The following is a 17868-nucleotide window of genomic DNA, read 5'->3' as shown; positions in this document are numbered from 1 at the left end:
ACCCAGTGCCTTACCGCTTGGCGATACCCCAACGACTATTTGAATTACAAAGCGATAAATGGTGCGGGACGAGGGACTTGAACCCACACACCTCTCGGCGCCAGAACCTAAATCTGGTGCGTCTACCAATTTCGCCAGTCCCGCAAATTTGGTGGCTACAGCGAGATTCGAACTTGCGACCCCAACATTATGAGTGTTGTGCTCTAACCAACTGAGCTATGTAGCCATCACTTAATTTGCTTAACCATATCGGCTTTGCGGGGCGTATTATGCTAATTTTGATGATCCTCGTCAAATACTTTTTTACAAAAAAAGTAATTTTATGTTTGTTTGGTTATTAATGAAGCATATCACTTATTTTTTATTCATTTAAACAACTTATATGGCTTTCTCAACAGCCAAATTTTTCCTAATCCTATTTTTTCTTTTATGCGTTCATTTATTGTTAATTAAAATTTATTTGACAAAAAATGCCTAAATCGTTATTTCTATACCCACTATTCTAAAAAAAACACAACATCTAGGAGTATCTTATGCCCCATCTCTCAGTCGCCAAATTTGGCGGAACATCTGTTGCTAACTACAATGCGATGACAGCTTGTGCAAAAATTGTCATTGCCGATCCCAATACACGCGTAGTTGTGCTTTCTGCATCAGCTGGTGTAACAAATTTATTAGTGGCTTTAGTAAATGGTGTAAAAGCGACAGAACGTGAAAAATTAATTGGCAATGATCTGCATATCACTTCAGGTGTGGCAAAACGTATTTTTGATACTGTTCAATCTTATAATGTGCGAATGATTAGTTATGGGGCAAGTACCAACAATGTTTGTATGTTAGTACAAAGTGAACATTCTGATGAAATTGTACGCTCGTTACACAAATCCTTATTTGAATAAAATTTAAACCTAAAGTGCGGTGAAAAATCACCACACTTTTTCTTTTATATCATTGAGATTAAAGCCGAAAAAGAGTAAAGTAAACGGCTGTTCATTTGACTAATTTAACCGAATAAAAGGCGGAAATTATGGGAAAAAGCGTTGTTATCTTAGGCGCACAATGGGGCGATGAAGGTAAAGGAAAAATCGTTGATCTTTTGACGGATCGCGTAAAATACGTAGTTCGTTATCAAGGCGGCCATAACGCAGGTCACACACTTATTATCAATGGCGAAAAAACCGTATTACGTTTAATTCCATCTGGTATGTTACATCCAAACGTAACTTGCTTAATTGGTAATGGCGTTGTGGTTTCGCCTGAAGCATTAATGAAAGAAATGGGCGAACTTGAAAGCCGAGGTATTAAAGTTCGTGAACGTTTATTAATTTCAGAAGCTTGTCCTTTGATTCTGCCTTATCACGTTGCAATGGATCACGCACGCGAAGCAGCCCTTGGCAAAAAAGCTATAGGTACAACTGGTCGTGGTATTGGCCCAGCTTATGAAGATAAAGTAGCTCGTCGTGGTTTACGCGTAGGCGATTTATTTAATAAAGAAGCCTTTGCCGAAAAACTCAAAAACATCCTTGAATACTATAATTTCCAATTGGTGAACTACTACAAAGTTGAACCTGTCGATTATCAAAAAACCTTAGATGATGTAATGGCAATTGCCGATGTAATCACAGGTATGGTGGCAGATATCACTACAATTCTTGATACTGCGCGCAAAAATGGCGAACATATTTTATTTGAAGGCGCACAAGGGACAATGTTAGATATCGACCACGGTACTTATCCGTATGTAACCAGCTCAAACACAACGGCTGGTGGTGTTGCAACAGGCTCTGGTTTTGGCCCGCGTAATCTTGATTATGTACTTGGTATCATTAAGGCTTACTGTACTCGTGTAGGTGGTGGCCCATTCACAACTGAATTATTTGATGATGTAGGTGCTGAAATTGCACGTAAAGGTAACGAATTTGGTGCGGTAACAGGCCGTCCACGTCGTTGCGGTTGGTTCGATGCCGTCGCCATTCGTCGTGCAATCCAACTTAACTCTATTTCTGGTTTCTGTATGACTAAACTAGACGTATTAGATGGTTTTGATGAAGTAAAAATCTGTGTTGCTTACAAAATGCCAAATGGCGAAATCGTTGAATATGCACCGTTAGCGGCGAAAGATTGGGAAGGTGTAGAACCAATTTATGAAACATTACCAGGTTGGAAAGAAAATACTTTCCGCATCACAGATGTAAATAAATTGCCACAAAACTGCATTAACTATATTAAACGTATTGAAGAAGTAACTGGCGTACCTATTGATATTCTTTCAACTGGCCCTGATCGTGTAGAAACAATGATTTTACGTGATCCGTTCGCTGCTTAATTTCTTTTGATTTTCAGACCGCACTTTAAAAGTGCGGTCTTTTTTTATATTTTTTACTATTCTTCAATAGAACGTAATAATTCATTGATGCCCACTTTTCCTAAAGTTTTTGCATCCACTTTTTTCACGATCACGGCACAATATAGGCTATATTTTCCACATTTTGATGGAAGGCTACCTGATACCACCACAGAACCTGCTGGTACACGGCCGTAATGAATTTCGCCTGTTTCACGATCATAAATTTTGGTTGATTGACCAATGAATACGCCCATTGAAATAACACAACCATCTTCAACGATAACACCCTCAACCACTTCTGAACGCGCGCCAATAAAACAGTTATCGCCGATAATGGTTGGGTTAGCTTGTAATGGTTCTAACACGCCGCCGATGCCTACACCACCCGATAAATGCACGTTTTTACCAATTTGTGCGCATGAACCTACCGTCGCCCAAGTATCTACCATGGTGCCTTCGCCAACGTAAGCACCAATGTTTACATAAGATGGCATTAATACGCAGTTTTTAGAAATATATGCGCCTTTACGCACCGTTGCAGAAGGCACAACACGGAAACCTTCTTCAGTAAAACGTTCTTCAGTGTAATCCGCAAATTTTAATGCCACTTTGTCGTAATATTTTGTTTCTGCGCCGTCAATGATTTGGTTATCGTTAATGCGGAAAGATAGCAATACCGCTTTTTTTAACCATTGATGTGTTACCCATTCGCCAGCAATTTTTTCGGCTACACGATATTTTCCAGAATCTAATCCTTCGATCACTTCTTCAATTGCCGCACGCGTTTCTGCATCAACGGTTTTTGGTGTAATTTCTGCACGTTTTTCAAATGCAGCTTCAATAATTGCTTGTAAATTTGACATAGAACTTCCTATATATGTTGTGAATAAAACGGCATTAGTTTTACCATATTTTAAACGGGCAAGCAAAACACCGAAAAAAAATCACCGCACTTTGTAGAAACAAAACTGCGGTGATAATAAAAAGTTGATTTGATTAAAAGATTGAAAGTGCAAGCCCCACGACAACAGACATACTAAAAACAACCATAATCATTGCATAACCAAAATCGCTCATTTTGTTCTCCTCATAAAAAAAATAACGCAGACATTCTAGCAAGAATAATACGAAAAAATCACTTCTTTTTATAAAAAATTTGCAATAAAGATGACTAAATTCTCAACAAACCTTTATAATAGGAAAAATTTTTTAGGGATTTAAATATATGGCAACAATTAAAGATGTGGCAAAAATGGCTGGTGTGTCCACCACAACCGTATCTCACGTAATTAATAAAACCCGTTTCGTTGCAAAAGATACGGAAGAAGCGGTGTTATCCGCAATTAAACAACTTAATTATTCCCCTAGTGCTGTGGCACGCAGTTTAAAAGTCAATACCACCAAATCCATTGGTATGATTGTGACAACCAGTGAAGCACCGTATTTTGCCGAAATAATCCATTCTGTTGAAGAACATTGCTATCGACAAGGTTATTCTTTATTTTTGTGTAACACACAAAATGATCCTGAAAAAGTCAAAAATCATTTAGAAATGTTGGCAAAAAAAAGGGTCGATGGTTTGCTTGTAATGTGTTCTGAATATACTCAGGATTCATTGGATTTACTTTCATCATTTTCCACTATTCCAATGGTTGTAATGGATTGGGGGCCAAATACCAATACAGATGTGATTGATGATCATAGTTTTGATGGCGGTTATTTAGCAACCAAACATCTTATAGAGTGCGGTCATAAAAAAATCGGGATTATCTGCGGCGAACTCAATAAAACTACCGCAAGAACGCGTTATGAAGGCTTTGAAAAAGCAATGGAAGAAGCTAAATTAACAATCAATCCGTCTTGGGTACTAGAGGGTGCATTTGAGCCTGAAGATGGCTATGAATGTATGAATCGTTTACTGACTCAAGAGGAATTACCAACCGCCCTATTCTGCTGTAACGATGTGATGGCACTCGGTGCAATATCAGCACTAACAGAAAAAGGCTTGCGTGTGCCAGAGGATATGTCAATTATCGGCTATGATGATATTCACGCCTCACGTTTCTATGCGCCACCATTAACCACCATTCATCAATCAAAACTACGTTTAGGCAGACAGGCAGTAAATATTCTGTTAGAACGAATTACTCACAAAGATGAAGGTGTTCAACAATATAGTCGTATTGATATAACCCCTGAGCTTATCATTCGAAAATCCGTTAAATCGATTTTATAAACTTATCAAAAATAGACCGCACTTTTTAAACAATCCCTAAAAAGTGCGGTTCTTTTTTAGCTATTTTTTAGCTTTTCTTGATTATTTTCAAAATTTCTCTGAATAGCATTTGCCCTCCACCCTATTTTTAGTTATATCTATCGCCAACTGACAAATTTTATTTTTTACTTTTAGGAGTTCCTATGACACAAGAGTACAGTACTCTGCGCAATAACATTAGTATGTTAGGGCGTTTTCTCGGAGAAACCATCAATGATGCACAGGGCGAGGATATTCTTGAGTTAATCGAAAACATTCGTAAACTTTCTCGTAATTCTCGTGCTGGCGATGATAAAGCAAGACAAGAATTGCTAGACACGCTAGGTAGTATTTCTAATGAAAATATTATTCCTGTCGCACGTGCTTTCAGTCAATTTTTAAACCTCACTAACATAGCTGAACAATATCAAACCATTTCCCGTGAACATTCTCTTGCTCAAAGTTCTTCTCAATCCTTAAGCGAACTTTTCAAACGCTTAAAAGAACAAAATGCTTCAGTGGAAGAGGTGCATAAAACCGTCGAAAAATTATTAATTGAGCTTGTTCTGACCGCACATCCAACAGAAACAACACGTCGTTCACTAATTCATAAACACATTGAAATCAATAAATGTTTAAGCAAGCTAGAACATCATGATTTAACGGAAAAAGAACGCAATATTATTGAGCGTCTATTACTTCGTTTAATCGCTGAAGCATGGCATACCAACGAAATTCGTACTGTTCGTCCAACGCCATTTGATGAAGCCAAATGGGGCTTTGCGATGTTAGAAAACAGTTTGTGGCAAGCTGTGCCAGAATTTTTACGCCAACTCAACGAAACCGCCCGTGAATTTTTAGGTTACGATTTGCCGGTAGGATTAAAACCTGTGCGTATTTCCTCTTGGATGGGCGGCGACCGTGATGGAAATCCATTTGTTACCGCACAAATTACCAAAAAAGTACTTTATTTTGCCCGCTGGAAAGCGGCGGATTTATTCTTACAAGACATCAGCAAATTAGCCGATGAACTTTCAATGATGAAATGTAGCGATGAATTTCGTGATAAATACGGCGAACATTTAGAACCCTATCGTTTCGTAGTAAAAAATTTACGCAATCAACTTACAGCAACATTAGCTTATTTTGATGATCACTTATCTAATCGCACACCAAGAGTCTCCGAAAGCGAGATTATTTTGGAAGATAATCAACTGTGGGAGCCGCTTTACGATTGTTATCAATCTTTAATTCAATGTGGTATGCGCATTATTGCAAATGGTTCATTGTTGGATATTTTGCACCGTATTAGTTGTTTTGGTGTGACGCTTTCTCAAATGGATATTCGCCAAGAAAGCACTCGTCACACCGATGCCATTGCTGAAATCACGCGCTATATTGGTTTGGGCGATTACTCTCAATGGATGGAAGACGATAAACAGGCTTTCTTAATTCGTGAATTAAGCTCTCGCCGTCCATTGATTCCGCAAAACTGGACGCCATCGCCTGAAACCAAAGAAATTTTAGATACTTGTAAAGTCATTGCTCAACAAAAACAAGGTGTCATTGCGTGTTATGTTATTTCGATGGCGCGCAGTGCATCTGATGTTTTAGCCGTTCATTTACTCTTAAAAGAAGCTGGCGTGCCATATCATATTCCTGTTGTGCCATTATTCGAAACCTTAGAGGATTTAGATGCAGCCGAAAAAGTGATGACTCAACTTTTCAATGTGGGTTGGTATCGTGGCGTGATCAATAATCGTCAAATGGTAATGATTGGCTATTCAGATTCGGCAAAAGATGCGGGAATGATGGCTGCTTCTTGGGCGCAATACCGTGCGCAAGAAGCCTTAGTAAATTTAACAGAAAAACTTGGCATTGAACTCACTTTATTCCACGGACGTGGTGGCACCATTGGTCGTGGCGGTGCGCCAGCACACGCGGCATTACTTTCTCAACCGCCTCGTTCCCTAAAAAATGGTTTACGTGTAACAGAACAAGGCGAAATGATTCGCTTTAAACTGGGTTTACCCGCTGTGGCGGTAGAAACCTTTGATCTCTACGCTAGTGCCATTTTAGAAGCAAATCTGTTACCGCCACCAGAACCGAAACCAGAATGGCGTACTATAATGGACGAGCTTTCCACGATTTCTTGCAATATTTATCGTAGTGTGGTTCGTGGCGATAAAGATTTCGTGCCTTATTTCCGTAGTGCAACGCCAGAACAGGAGCTGTCCAAATTGCCGCTTGGATCTCGCCCAGCAAAACGCAATCCAAATGGCGGTGTGGAAAGTTTACGTGCCATCCCTTGGATTTTTGCGTGGATGCAAAACCGTTTAATGCTGCCAGCTTGGTTGGGGGCTAGTGCAGCTATCCGTCAGATTATTGAACAAGGCAAAGGCGATATTATTCATGAAATGTGCGAAAACTGGCCGTTCTTTTCAACGCGAATCGGAATGTTGGAAATGGTATTTAGTAAATCAGATACCTGGCTTTCCCAACAATATGATCAACGATTAGTGAAAAAAGAACTTTGGTATTTAGGCGAAAATTTGCGTAAACAACTTAAAGATGATATTCAAACTGTGCTTTCACTTTCTCATCAAAGTGAATTGATGTCTGATTTACCTTGGATTGCAGATTCAATCGCATTGCGTAATATCTACACGGATCCACTCAATCTACTACAAGTAGAATTACTTCACCGTTTCCGTGAAAATCCAGAGCAAGTCAATCCCGATGTGGAACAAGCATTGATGATTACCATAACAGGTATCGCAGCTGGGATGCGCAATACAGGCTAGAAAAATAAAAAAGTGCGGAAAAATTTTCCGCACTTTTTTATTCAAATCGATCACTTAATAAAAATTGTAAAACCGCATCCATTCTCAAATGGGGAATAGTTTCTCCTTGTTCTAAAGGCTGAGGTTCAAAACTATCGAAATCAAAATGCGGTTGTTTTTGCCAGAATTCTGATCTTGGTAATTTACTCGGCACTGTTCCTGGATAAAGCGTAATTAGTTGTTTATCAATAGAACGAATCCCTTGAATTGCTTTAATTTCTTTTCCTTGCTGATTCACAATCACTTGCTTTGTGGTACGAACAGCCGCAATGGCGGTATATTCTTTGTCAATTCCTTCAAATTCCACATAACGACCACCCTCTTGCACAATTTGGCGCATTAAACTCACTAAATTAGGAATTTGATCACGAGTAATATGATCCGCCTTCGTCGCAACAAACATTAATCGATCAATTCTTGGAGAAAACAAACGATGAAGAAAATTTCTGCTGCCATAATGGAAATTATTAAATAACTGATTTAAGCCCATTTGCATATCTAAAAAGGCTTGCTGACTATGATTTAAAGGCGTTAAACAATCCGCCAAAATAACTTGACGATCAAAGGTAGAAAAATAATTTTCGTAAAAACCTTTTACAATTTTATTGCGATAATAACCATAACGTTTTGTCAGCACGGCAAAATAGCTATTCGATTTGGCTGTTTTTTTCAAGGTTTTCCACTGTTCTTCCGAAAGATGCATCAATGGGAAAAATTGTAATGCGGGCGCACCGTCTAAATCACTCGGCAATACAAATCGCCCAGGCTGAATAAATTGCATTCCTTGCGACTTACATTGGTATAAATAATCCGTATAACTTTTCGCTATCTTGGCTAAAACATCTTCATTTGCAACCGCACTTAAATCCAAATCCTGCAACATAGCAAGCCAATTTCGCGCTAATTCTTCGCGAATACCTGTGGTTACCTTTACTTGTTCTTGTGACCATTGTTGAAAATCTAGATTTAACAACGGCAAATCGATCAACCATTCCCCCGGATAATCAAAAATATCCAGATAAAGCGTGCCGCGTTCTTTCAAATGACGTAGCAAGCCAGATTGGTGTTGAAAACGAATTACTAAACGTGTTTCACTCACGCCACGAGTTGATTGAAACCACTGAGGCGGATTTTGTAACAAATCATTTAAATTACTTTCATAATCAAAACGTGGCACGCTGAGATCTTGTTGGGATATTCGTTTGACTGCCAAAATTGAACCATTTCTAGCCGCTTCAAACAAGGGCAAATGCTGTGATGAATTTTGATTAATAGAGAGAAGTTGATTGATTAAACTTGTAATAAATGCCGTTTTTCCACTTCGACTTAACCCTGTTACCGCCAAGCGCAAAGTGCGGTCAAAAACACGATTAATGATTTGATTAATTTCCTTTTGAACTTGATTAAACATTCAATATCCTAGCCATTTTTGCCAATATATTTTATAATTCGATATATAATTTATCACAAAGCATTTGTTATGTTACGTCTAAATCTGAGATTTTTATATTTTCTGCTCTGCATAAGCCAAAGTGTAGAATTACAGGCTGCGCCAAGTATTCCAACATTTTTAACTGAAAATGGCTTAACTTATTGCACCCATGCTTCAGGTTTTTCATTTAATCCGCAAACTACAGATGCGGGAACCAGTATGAATGTGGTCACGGAGCAAATTTATAACAAGTTATTTGATATAAAAAATCACAGTGCAACATTAACACCAATGCTTGCGCAATCTTATTCCATCTCAGCTGATGGTAAGGAAATTTTATTAAATTTACGTCACGGCGTAAAATTTCACCAAACCCCTTGGTTTACTCCAACACGTGATTTTAATGCGGAAGACGTAGTATTTTCGATTAATCATGTATTAGGACATAATACTTATTTACCAACCTTAGCAGAGGCGAATGTTACTTATAGTAATCCACAATATAAAGTGTTTCACGAACAAGCAAGAAAAGTTCGTTTTCCTTATTTTGATAGCATTAAACTTAACGAAAAAATCAAATCTGTAACCGCACTTTCGCCTTATCAAGTAAAAATTGAATTATTTGAGCCAGATTCCTCCATCTTGTCGCATCTTGCCAGCCAATATGCGATTATTTTTTCACAAGAATATGCCTATCAATTAAGCGCAGATGATAACCTTGCTCAATTAGATACTCATCCAGTAGGCACAGGGCCGTATCAAGTAAAAGATTATGTATATAATCAATATGTTCGCTTAGTGCGTAACGAAAACTATTGGAAAAAAGGAGCTAAGATAGAACATATTATTGTGGATCTTTCTACTGATCGAAGCGGGCGTTTAGTCAAGTTTTTCAATCACGAATGTCAAATCGCTTCTTATCCTGAAGTAAGCCAAATTGGCTTATTAAAAAATGATGACAAACATTATTATATGCAATCTACTGATGGGATGAATTTAGCCTATTTAGCGTTTAATTTTGATAAGCCATTAATGCGAGATCACGAAATCCGTGCCGCTATTTCACAAAGTTTAAACCGAGCTCGAATCATTCATAGCATTTACCATAACACAGCAACTGTTGCTAATAACATTATTCCTGAAGTGTCTTGGGCTTCAACTGTCAATACGCCAGAATTTGAGTTTGATTACCATCCCAAAATCGCCAAAAATAAATTAGCAGATAAAAACCTTTTGTTAAATTTATGGGTAATTAATGAAGAACAAGTCTATAATCCTGCACCTTTTAAAATGGCTGAAATGATAAAATGGGATTTAGCTCAAGCGGGTGTAAAAGTTAAAGTGCGTGCCGTAACTCGTCCATTTTTAACGGCGCAATTACGCAATCAATCAGAAAATTATGATTTGATTCTATCTGGTTGGTTAGCTGGTAATCTTGATCCTGATGGTTTTATGCGTCCAATTTTAAGCTGTGGAACAAAAAATGAACTCACTAATTTATCTAATTGGTGTAATGAAGAATTTGATCAATTTATGGATCGCGCCATTACCACCTCACATTTAAGTTCACGCGCAAAAGCCTATAATGAAGCCCAAGAACTCGTTTTACGTGAATTACCCATTATTCCTATTGCCAATGTAAAACGAATTTTAGTCGCAAATAGTCGTGTGAAAGGAGTAAAAATGACACCTTTTGGTAGCTTAGATTTTTCCACCTTACATTTTATTCAGGAGAAACACTAATGTTATGGTCGGCTCTTCGCCATATTCTGTGGGTGGCATTATTATTACTCGTACTATCGTTATTAGGCTTTGTCATTTTATTACGTGATCCTCTTAATGCGAATCTTGTTACACAAAACATTTATATCGGCTATTTTCATTATTTAGGCACCTTATTACAAGGTGATTTTGGCATTACCTATAACGGTGGAAAATCATTAATGAACCTTATTCTCACGGTTCTTCCTCCCACATTAGAACTTTGTTTCATTACATTATTTTTAGCATTTATTTTTGGTTTGCCACTTGGCATTATAAGTGCGGTCAATTCTGAACAAATTTTTGCAAAAAGTTTACAAAGCCTATCTTATGTAGGACTATCTATTCCAATATTTTGGTTAGCCCCCATTTTACTGTATGTTGCTGCGCTCTCACATTGGGAAATTGCCGCTATTGGGCAATATAATTTACTTTACGAAATTAAATCCATTACAGGATTTCCTGTCATTGATATGTGGTTTATGGAAGTACCTTATCGCACAAAAATCGTACAAAATGTATTACAACATTTAGCCTTACCAACGCTGGTATTGTGTATTTTGCCAACAATGGAAATTATCCGCATTATTCATCAACGAGTAGAATATATTTTGAATCAAAATTTTTCCAAAGTAGCAACAACACGGGGTTGGTCAAAATGGAAAATTCTCCATCAATATGTCTTCCGTAATACTTTTCCCCTGCTTGTTCCACAAGTACCACGCATATTCACATTAGTATTAACGCAATGTATGTTGGTAGAAACAGCTTTAGGTTGGCCAGGCATTGGTCGTTGGTTAATTAACGCTGTAAATGAACAAGATTACAACAGCATTGCAGCAGGTGTAATTGTTATTGGCGTATGTATTATTTTAATTGATACATTCACTAAACTATTCATTTTTATGCTCGATCCATTTAAAAAGAAAGGTTGGTATGCAAAATAAAGAACCTGATGAATTCCGCGAAAGTACCTCAATCTTTCAAATTTGGTTACGCTTTCGTCAAAATACCATCGCACTTTTTAGCTTTTATTTATTAATCGCATTAATTTTTACCGCACTTTTTGCTAGTTATCTTGCACCTTATGCTGATAATCGACAATTTATTGGGCAAGAATTAATGCCTCCATCTTGGGTAGATAGAGGAAAAATTGCTTTTTTCTTTGGTACTGATGATTTAGGTCGCGACATATTAAGTCGTTTAATTATGGGTACTCGCTATACCTTAGGTTCTGCTTTACTGGTTGTCTTTTCAGTGGCAATAATAGGTGGCGCACTAGGAATTATTGCAGGATTACTGAAAGGTATTAAAGCTCGTTTTGTCGGGCATATTTTTGATGCTTTTTTATCATTACCTATTCTATTAATTGCCGTTGTTATTTCAACATTAATGGAACCAAGTTTATGGAATGCAATGTTTGCTACGCTATTAGCGATTTTGCCTTATTTCATTCACACCATATATCGCACTATTCAAAAAGAATTAAAAAAAGATTATGTTGTAATGCTAAAACTTGAAGGCATTTCCAATCAAGCCTTATTGAAAAGCACTATTTTACCGAATATTACCGTTATTTATATTCAAGAAGTGGCTCGTGCTTTTGTTATAGCCATGTTAGATATTAGTGCGTTAAGCTTTATTTCTCTTGGCGCACAACGACCTACACCCGAATGGGGGGCAATGATAAAAGACTCTTTGGAACTACTTTATCTTGCGCCTTGGACAGTACTTTTACCTGGTTTCGCCATTATTTTTACTATTTTATTAAGTATTATTTTCAGTAATGGCTTAACTAAAGCCATCAATCAACATCAAGAATAGCTTATGGCACTTTTAGACATTTGTAACCTAAATATTGAAATTCAAACCTCCAATGGACGTATAAAAATTGTAGATGGCGTCAATCTTTCTCTTAACGAAGGAGAAATCACTGGATTAGTTGGCGAATCAGGCTCAGGAAAAAGTTTAATCGCTAAAGTCATTTGTAATGCAATCAAAGAAAATTGGATTATTACTGCCGATCGCTTTCGTTTTCACGATGTAGAATTACTGAAACTCAGTCCTCATAAACGACGTAAGATTGTTGGCAAAGAAATTTCAATGATTTTCCAAAATCCCTTATCTTGCCTTGATCCAAGTCGAAAGATAGGAAAACAACTCATCCAAAATATTCCTAATTGGACATTTAAAAATAAATGGTGGAAATGGTTTGGGTGGAAAAAAAGACGTGCTATTGAATTGTTACATCGCGTAGGAATTAAAGATCATCGTGATATTATGGCAAGCTATCCTAACGAACTGACAGAAGGCGAAGGACAAAAAGTTATGATCGCAATGGCTGTCGCTAATCAGCCACGCTTATTAATCGCGGATGAACCGACAAATGCGTTAGAATCAACCACTGCCCTACAAGTTTTTCGTTTACTTTCCAGTATGAACCAAAATCAGGGAACAACAATTTTACTTACGAGTAACGATATTAAAAGTATTAGTGAATGGTGCGATCAAATTTCAGTGCTTTATTGTGGGCAAAATACAGAATCCGCTCCGACTGAAATATTAATCGAAAGTCCCCATCACCCTTATACCCAAGCCTTAATTAATGCTGTACCCGATTTTACTCAACCTTTAGGATTTAAAACTAAATTGGGTACGTTAGAAGGCACCGTGCCTATTTTAGAGCAAATGCCAATTGGCTGTCGTCTTGGCCCAAGATGCCCTTTTGCACAAAAAAAATGTATGGAAAAACCCAGACGATTGAAAATAAAACAACACGAATTTTCTTGTCATTATCCTATTAATTTACGAGAAAAAAATTTTAAAGAAAAAATAACAGCCCCCCCTTTTATACTTAATTGCAAAGGAAATGAATAATGCCCTTATTACAAGTGGAAGATTTAACTAAAACGTTCAAAGGTCACGCCAGTTTATTTGGACGAAGTCAATTCAATGCAGTGGATAGCCTGAGTTTTACCCTTGAACGCAAACAAACACTTGCGATCATTGGCAATAATGGCTCTGGTAAATCAACCCTAGTGAAAATGATAGCGGGCATTATTCCGCCGACTTCTGGTCGAATTTTATTTAATGATCGAGAATTACAATATCAGGATGTACAATCTAGAGCTAAACATATTCGTATGGTTTTCCAAGATGCTAATTCTGCATTCAACCCACGTTTAAATATTGGGCAAATATTAGACGAACCATTAAGCCTAGCGACAGATTGGACAGAGACACAACGTAATGAAAAAATCTTTGAAACCCTATCTCTCGTTGGACTTTATCCTGATTACACAAATCTCAATATTAAGCATCTCTCTATCAGCCAAAAGCAGCGGGTTGCCCTAGCACGCGCATTAATTTTAGCACCAGAAATTATTATAATAGATGATGCAATTGGCAATTTAGATGCTTCTGTACGTATTCAATTGCTTAATTTAACCCTTGATTTACAACAACGTTTAGGTATATCTTATATTTATGTGGGACAGGATCTCGGTGTAATTAAACATATTGCAGATACGATTATCGTAATGGATGACGGAAAAATGATTGAATATGGCAGCCCTCAAAATCTTTTTACTGATCCACAAACTGATGTTACTCGTCGCTTAGTCGAAAGCTATTTTGGCAAAATTTTAGATGAAACCGCTTGGGTAAAAGACAAAAACACTCACTAAGGAAAGGAAAAATGAACACTCGTCCCTTTTATTTCGGACTTATATTTATTGCGATTATCGCTATACTTGCTAACTATTTAGGAAACACTAATTTTTCCCATCATTATCATATCAGTGCTCTAATTATTGCCATCTTGCTGGGAATGGCAATCGGCAATACCATTTATCCGCAATTTTCAACACAAGTGGAAAAAGGCGTGTTATTTGCGAAAGGCACGCTTCTTCGCACTGGCATTGTGTTGTATGGTTTCCGCCTCACTTTTGGCGATATTGCCGATGTAGGATTAAATGCTGTTGTCACTGATGCGATTATGCTAATTTCAACCTTCTTTTTTACCGCACTTTTAGGCATTCGTTATCTAAAAATGGATAAACAATTGGTTTATCTCACTGGAGCAGGTTGCAGCATTTGTGGTGCGGCAGCGGTTATGGCGGCAGAGCCTGTTACCAAAGCAGAATCTCATAAAGTTTCAGTGGCGATTGCCGTAGTGGTCATTTTCGGGACGCTTGCTATTTTTACTTACCCCTTGTTCTACACGTGGTCACAAGATTTAATTAACGCCCATCAATTCGGTATTTATGTTGGTTCTAGCGTACATGAAGTGGCTCAAGTTTATGCCATTGGGGAAAATATTGATCCTATCGTGGCGAATACTGCCGTCATTTCCAAAATGATCCGAGTAATGATGCTTGCACCATTTTTATTAATGCTTTCTTGGTTATTAACACGTAGTAATGGAGTATCAGAAAATACCTCACACAAAATTACAATTCCTTGGTTTGCTGTACTTTTTATTGGCGTTGCGATTTTTAATTCTTTTGATTTATTACCAAAAGAACTCGTGAAATTATTCGTTGAAATCGATTCTTTCTTATTAATTTCAGCGATGGCTGCCCTTGGCTTAACTACACAAGCAAGCGCAATCAAAAAGGCAGGATTAAAACCACTTGTTTTAGGAACACTAATTTATTTATGGCTAGTGGTTGGTGGATTTTTAGTGAATTATGGAATATCAAAATTAATATAAAACTCACTTAAAATTGACCGCACTTTTAAAGTGCGGTCTTTTTTTATGAAGAATATTTTCAGATATGGTTATTTAAAACATGAAATTACGCTTTACTTCAAAGTACGATTTAATAAACCATCCTCTAAAAATAAAGGACCAATTGGGCGTTTAGGAATATCAAACTTCTGCGGATAAATCACATCAACCAAATACAATCCATCTGGTTTTGCTGTTGGTGCAGCAAGCTGACGATTTTTCTGCTCAAGTAGCCATTGCATCCATTCAATCGGCTTATTTCCAGCACCGACCTCAATCAAACTTCCCACAATATTACGCACCATATGATGCACAAAAGCGTTCGCCTGAATATCCACAATAATATATTGCCCGATACGAGACACATTCAAATGATGCACATTACGCCAAGGGGTATGGGATTGACATTGTGCTGCACGGAAAGAGGAAAAATCATGTTCGCCAAGTAAACATTGTCCTGCCTGATGCATTTTTTCCGCATCTAAATCTAAATGACAATGTGTCATTCCTCCCGCTAAAATCGCAGAGCGTAATTTATTACAATAAAGAATATAACGGTAACGGCGTGCTGTTGCGGAAAATCTGGCGTGAAATTCATCATCGACTTGTTTTGCCCAAGCCACCGCAATGTCATCAGGTAAATGAGCATTAGTGCCAAAAGCCCAAGCTTTCTCAGGACGAATCGCATTGGTTTCAAAATGAACAACCTGACCCGTTCCACTTACGCCAGAATCCGTTCGCCCCGCACAAAATATTTCAATTTTTTCATTTGCAATACAAGAAAGTGCCTTTTCTAATTCTTCTTGTATACTACGGACTTTTTCTTGTCTCTGCCAACCATAATAATTTTGCCCGTTATACTCAATGCCTAATGCGATTTTCATTTTTTACCTTTTGGCTTTTGGCTTAATAAAGTGTGGTTATGGTAGCTCAAGTTTATTTGGAGCGCAAATGCATAAAAACACTCCAAAATTTATTCAAAAATAAGCGATAGTTTCTAAAAATTGCAATAATAAATGTGAATTTTTTGTGATAAAGATCCCATTCTGATAATCTGCCATTAGAGTTTACACTCCAAACTCCCTATAATTAACTTACGCATTATGAAAAACTAAAAGGAAAATTATGAAAACATTGAGTGAATTTATCGTTGAACGCCAAGCTGAATATCCAAACGCAAAAGGGGAATTGAGTGGTATTTTGTCGTCAATTCGTCTTTTAGCAAAAATTATTCATCGAGATATTAACAAAGCAGGTTTAACAAATATTCTAGGTCAATCTGGTGTTGAAAACATACAAGGCGAAAGTCAAATGAAACTTGATTTATTCGCCCATAACACGATGAAAGCGGCATTAATGGCACGTGAAGAAGTGGCAGGGTTTGCATCTGAAGAAGAAGAAAGTTTTATTGCGTTTGATACGGAACGTGGTCGCAATGCAAAATACATTATTTTAACGGATCCCCTTGATGGTTCTTCAAATATTGATGTAAATGTCTCCGTCGGTACAATTTTCTCCATTTACCGTCGCGTATCTCCAATTGGCACACCTGTAACCTTAGAAGATTTCTTACAACCTGGGAATAAACAAGTTGCCGCAGGTTATATTGTTTATGGTTCATCAACTATGTTGGTATATACCACAGGTAACGGAGTTAATGGCTTTACTTATGATCCATCAATCGGTACATTCTGCCTGTCACACGAAAATATGCAAATGCCAAAAACGGGGCGTATTTATTCCATCAACGAAGGGCAATACCTCAAATTCCCACAAGGTGTAAAAAAATACATTAAATATTGCCAAGAAGAAGACAAAGCGACCAATCGCCCTTACGCCTCTCGCTATATTGGTTCACTTGTGGCAGACTTCCACCGCAACTTATTAAAAGGCGGCATTTATATTTACCCAAGTGCAACCAACTATCCAAATGGAAAACTCCGTTTATTATATGAAGGCAATCCAATTGCATTTTTAGCGGAGCAAGCTGGTGGTGTCGCAACAGATGGTTATCGTCGAATTTTAGATATCGAACCAACCGCACTCCACCAACGTGTTCCACTATTTGTTGGTTCAGAAGATATGGTAAAAAAAGCGCAAGAAATGATGGAAGAATTTAAAGAAGAATAATAAAAATCTCCTCGATTAAAAGGGGAGATTTTTATCAATAAAAAGCATAGCCCAACTTTTCAGCCAACGCATAACAAAGCGTCCCTTTCCCAGCACCACTAGGACCATCAACAGTAATAATCATTCCCATACAAATTATCCTTTCATTCTCAAAATTTTGCGCATTATAGTGAGAATTTGGTAATCCTGCTAATGTTAATATGGTATTAAACAATCTTTATCATATTCTATATTCTATATTCTATATTCTATATTCTTCTATTAATACTATAACTAAACACAAATAGTAATAAAAATGTAAAAAATGAAAATAAAATGTTAAATTTTATGAGATATTGATCACATTTTCTTAAAATAGGTATATGCTTT

At 37.3% G+C, this 17868-nt stretch carries 14 protein-coding genes, 2 tRNA genes and 1 pseudogene; 11 read left to right on the top strand and 6 right to left on the bottom strand.

Annotated features, from left to right (window positions below; all coding sequences use genetic code 11):
* Positions 1–59: 59 nt before the first annotated feature.
* Positions 60–144 (bottom strand) — tRNA-Leu (locus HMPREF2644_RS04400).
* A 5-nt stretch (positions 145–149) separates the two neighbouring features.
* Positions 150–226, bottom strand: a tRNA-Met gene (locus HMPREF2644_RS04395).
* 307 nt (positions 227–533) lie between these two features.
* Between HMPREF2644_RS04395 and HMPREF2644_RS09510 the strand changes: the two genes are divergently transcribed.
* Both HMPREF2644_RS09510 and purA read left to right on the top strand, forming a co-directional pair.
* Complete coding sequence (locus tag HMPREF2644_RS09510; RefSeq protein WP_005689212.1) at positions 534–899, top strand: ACT domain-containing protein; 366 nt, start codon at positions 534–536, stop codon at positions 897–899.
* A 128-nt stretch (positions 900–1027) separates the two neighbouring features.
* Positions 1028–2326 (top strand): adenylosuccinate synthase, encoded by a 1299-nt coding sequence (gene purA / locus HMPREF2644_RS04385; protein WP_005660513.1) that lies wholly within the window; start codon positions 1028–1030, stop codon positions 2324–2326.
* Between the two features lie 56 nt (positions 2327–2382).
* On the opposite strand, the gene dapD is transcribed toward purA, so the two are convergent.
* Positions 2383–3210 (bottom strand): 2,3,4,5-tetrahydropyridine-2,6-dicarboxylate N-succinyltransferase, encoded by an 828-nt coding sequence (gene dapD, locus HMPREF2644_RS04380; RefSeq protein ID WP_005632504.1) that lies wholly within the window; start codon positions 3208–3210, stop codon positions 2383–2385.
* Positions 3211–3572: 362 nt separating this feature from the next.
* Between dapD and purR the strand changes: the two genes are divergently transcribed.
* Positions 3573–4583: an HTH-type transcriptional repressor PurR gene (gene purR / locus HMPREF2644_RS04375; RefSeq protein WP_038441314.1), complete on the top strand. Its 1011-nt coding sequence runs from the start codon at positions 3573–3575 to the stop codon at positions 4581–4583.
* Between the two features lie 182 nt (positions 4584–4765).
* Positions 4766–7405 (top strand): phosphoenolpyruvate carboxylase, encoded by a 2640-nt coding sequence (gene ppc / locus HMPREF2644_RS04370; protein WP_070828273.1) that lies wholly within the window; start codon positions 4766–4768, stop codon positions 7403–7405.
* Between the two features lie 37 nt (positions 7406–7442).
* On the opposite strand, the gene HMPREF2644_RS04365 is transcribed toward ppc, so the two are convergent.
* Positions 7443–8855, bottom strand: a complete 1413-nt coding sequence (locus HMPREF2644_RS04365) for a YcjX family GTP-binding protein (protein ID WP_070828272.1) — start codon at positions 8853–8855, stop codon at positions 7443–7445.
* Positions 8856–8924: 69 nt separating this feature from the next.
* On the opposite strand from HMPREF2644_RS04365, the gene HMPREF2644_RS04360 reads away from it, so the two are divergent.
* From HMPREF2644_RS04360 to HMPREF2644_RS04335, 6 genes are read left to right on the top strand one after another with little or no spacing between them, the layout of a single operon-like run.
* Positions 8925–10619, top strand: coding sequence for an ABC transporter substrate-binding protein (locus tag HMPREF2644_RS04360; protein WP_070828271.1), 1695 nt, complete (start codon positions 8925–8927; stop codon positions 10617–10619).
* Entirely contained in the window at positions 10619–11584 is a 966-nt protein-coding gene (locus tag HMPREF2644_RS04355; RefSeq protein ID WP_070828270.1) for an ABC transporter permease, read from the top strand. Before HMPREF2644_RS04360 ends, HMPREF2644_RS04355 begins: the two co-directional genes overlap by 1 nt.
* The gene (locus HMPREF2644_RS04350; protein WP_070828269.1) at positions 11574–12461 is read left to right on the top strand and encodes an ABC transporter permease subunit; all 888 of its coding nucleotides are present in this window, start codon (positions 11574–11576) and stop codon (positions 12459–12461) included. The genes HMPREF2644_RS04355 and HMPREF2644_RS04350 overlap by 11 nt, the downstream gene beginning before the upstream one ends.
* Before the next feature lie 3 nt (positions 12462–12464).
* Positions 12465–13514: a peptide ABC transporter ATP-binding protein gene (locus HMPREF2644_RS04345; protein ID WP_070828268.1), complete on the top strand. Its 1050-nt coding sequence runs from the start codon at positions 12465–12467 to the stop codon at positions 13512–13514.
* The gene (locus HMPREF2644_RS04340) at positions 13514–14323 is read left to right on the top strand and encodes a peptide ABC transporter ATP-binding protein (RefSeq protein ID WP_070828267.1); all 810 of its coding nucleotides are present in this window, start codon (positions 13514–13516) and stop codon (positions 14321–14323) included. The genes HMPREF2644_RS04345 and HMPREF2644_RS04340 overlap by 1 nt, the downstream gene beginning before the upstream one ends.
* Positions 14324–14334: 11 nt before the next feature.
* Positions 14335–15351 (top strand): YeiH family protein, encoded by a 1017-nt coding sequence (locus HMPREF2644_RS04335; RefSeq protein WP_070828266.1) that lies wholly within the window; start codon positions 14335–14337, stop codon positions 15349–15351.
* Positions 15352–15443: 92 nt separating this feature from the next.
* Here HMPREF2644_RS04335 and truA read toward each other — a convergent pair whose 3' ends face one another.
* Positions 15444–16253 carry a tRNA pseudouridine(38-40) synthase TruA gene (gene truA, locus HMPREF2644_RS04330; RefSeq protein WP_070828265.1) on the bottom strand — a complete coding sequence of 270 codons (810 nt, stop codon included), beginning with the start codon at positions 16251–16253 and terminating at the stop codon, positions 15444–15446.
* 241 nt (positions 16254–16494) lie between these two features.
* Between truA and fbp the strand changes: the two genes are divergently transcribed.
* Positions 16495–17499 carry a class 1 fructose-bisphosphatase gene (gene fbp / locus HMPREF2644_RS04325; RefSeq protein WP_070828264.1) on the top strand — a complete coding sequence of 335 codons (1005 nt, stop codon included), beginning with the start codon at positions 16495–16497 and terminating at the stop codon, positions 17497–17499.
* Between the two features lie 43 nt (positions 17500–17542).
* On the opposite strand, the pseudogene HMPREF2644_RS04320 reads toward fbp, so the two are convergent.
* Positions 17543–17635, bottom strand: a pseudogene (locus tag HMPREF2644_RS04320) ((d)CMP kinase); the annotation flags it as partial.
* Positions 17636–17868 lie beyond the last annotated feature (233 nt).

The sequence above is a fragment of the Haemophilus sp. HMSC071C11 genome (assembly GCF_001837655.1).
Lineage (GTDB): Bacteria > Pseudomonadota > Gammaproteobacteria > Enterobacterales > Pasteurellaceae > Haemophilus > Haemophilus influenzae.
Note: the sequence above shows the minus strand (reverse complement) of the source record. Positions and strands in the feature narration are given on the sequence as shown.

What these genes read in the sequence shown, in the direction of transcription:
- HMPREF2644_RS09510 (WP_005689212.1), top strand. Translation starts at nt 534, where the DNA reads ATGCCCCATCTCTCAGTCGCCAAATTTGGCGGAACATCTGTTGCTAAC.
- purA (WP_005660513.1), top strand. Translation starts at nt 1,028, where the DNA reads ATGGGAAAAAGCGTTGTTATCTTAGGCGCACAATGGGGCGATGAAGGT.
- dapD (WP_005632504.1), bottom strand. Translation starts at nt 3,210, where the DNA reads ATGTCAAATTTACAAGCAATTATTGAAGCTGCATTTGAAAAACGTGCA.
- purR (WP_038441314.1), top strand. Translation starts at nt 3,573, where the DNA reads ATGGCAACAATTAAAGATGTGGCAAAAATGGCTGGTGTGTCCACCACA.
- ppc (WP_070828273.1), top strand. Translation starts at nt 4,766, where the DNA reads ATGACACAAGAGTACAGTACTCTGCGCAATAACATTAGTATGTTAGGG.
- HMPREF2644_RS04365 (WP_070828272.1), bottom strand. Translation starts at nt 8,855, where the DNA reads ATGTTTAATCAAGTTCAAAAGGAAATTAATCAAATCATTAATCGTGTT.
- HMPREF2644_RS04360 (WP_070828271.1), top strand. Translation starts at nt 8,925, where the DNA reads ATGTTACGTCTAAATCTGAGATTTTTATATTTTCTGCTCTGCATAAGC.
- HMPREF2644_RS04355 (WP_070828270.1), top strand. Translation starts at nt 10,619, where the DNA reads ATGTTATGGTCGGCTCTTCGCCATATTCTGTGGGTGGCATTATTATTA.
- HMPREF2644_RS04350 (WP_070828269.1), top strand. Translation starts at nt 11,574, where the DNA reads ATGCAAAATAAAGAACCTGATGAATTCCGCGAAAGTACCTCAATCTTT.
- HMPREF2644_RS04345 (WP_070828268.1), top strand. Translation starts at nt 12,465, where the DNA reads ATGGCACTTTTAGACATTTGTAACCTAAATATTGAAATTCAAACCTCC.
- HMPREF2644_RS04340 (WP_070828267.1), top strand. Translation starts at nt 13,514, where the DNA reads ATGCCCTTATTACAAGTGGAAGATTTAACTAAAACGTTCAAAGGTCAC.
- HMPREF2644_RS04335 (WP_070828266.1), top strand. Translation starts at nt 14,335, where the DNA reads ATGAACACTCGTCCCTTTTATTTCGGACTTATATTTATTGCGATTATC.
- truA (WP_070828265.1), bottom strand. Translation starts at nt 16,253, where the DNA reads ATGAAAATCGCATTAGGCATTGAGTATAACGGGCAAAATTATTATGGT.
- fbp (WP_070828264.1), top strand. Translation starts at nt 16,495, where the DNA reads ATGAAAACATTGAGTGAATTTATCGTTGAACGCCAAGCTGAATATCCA.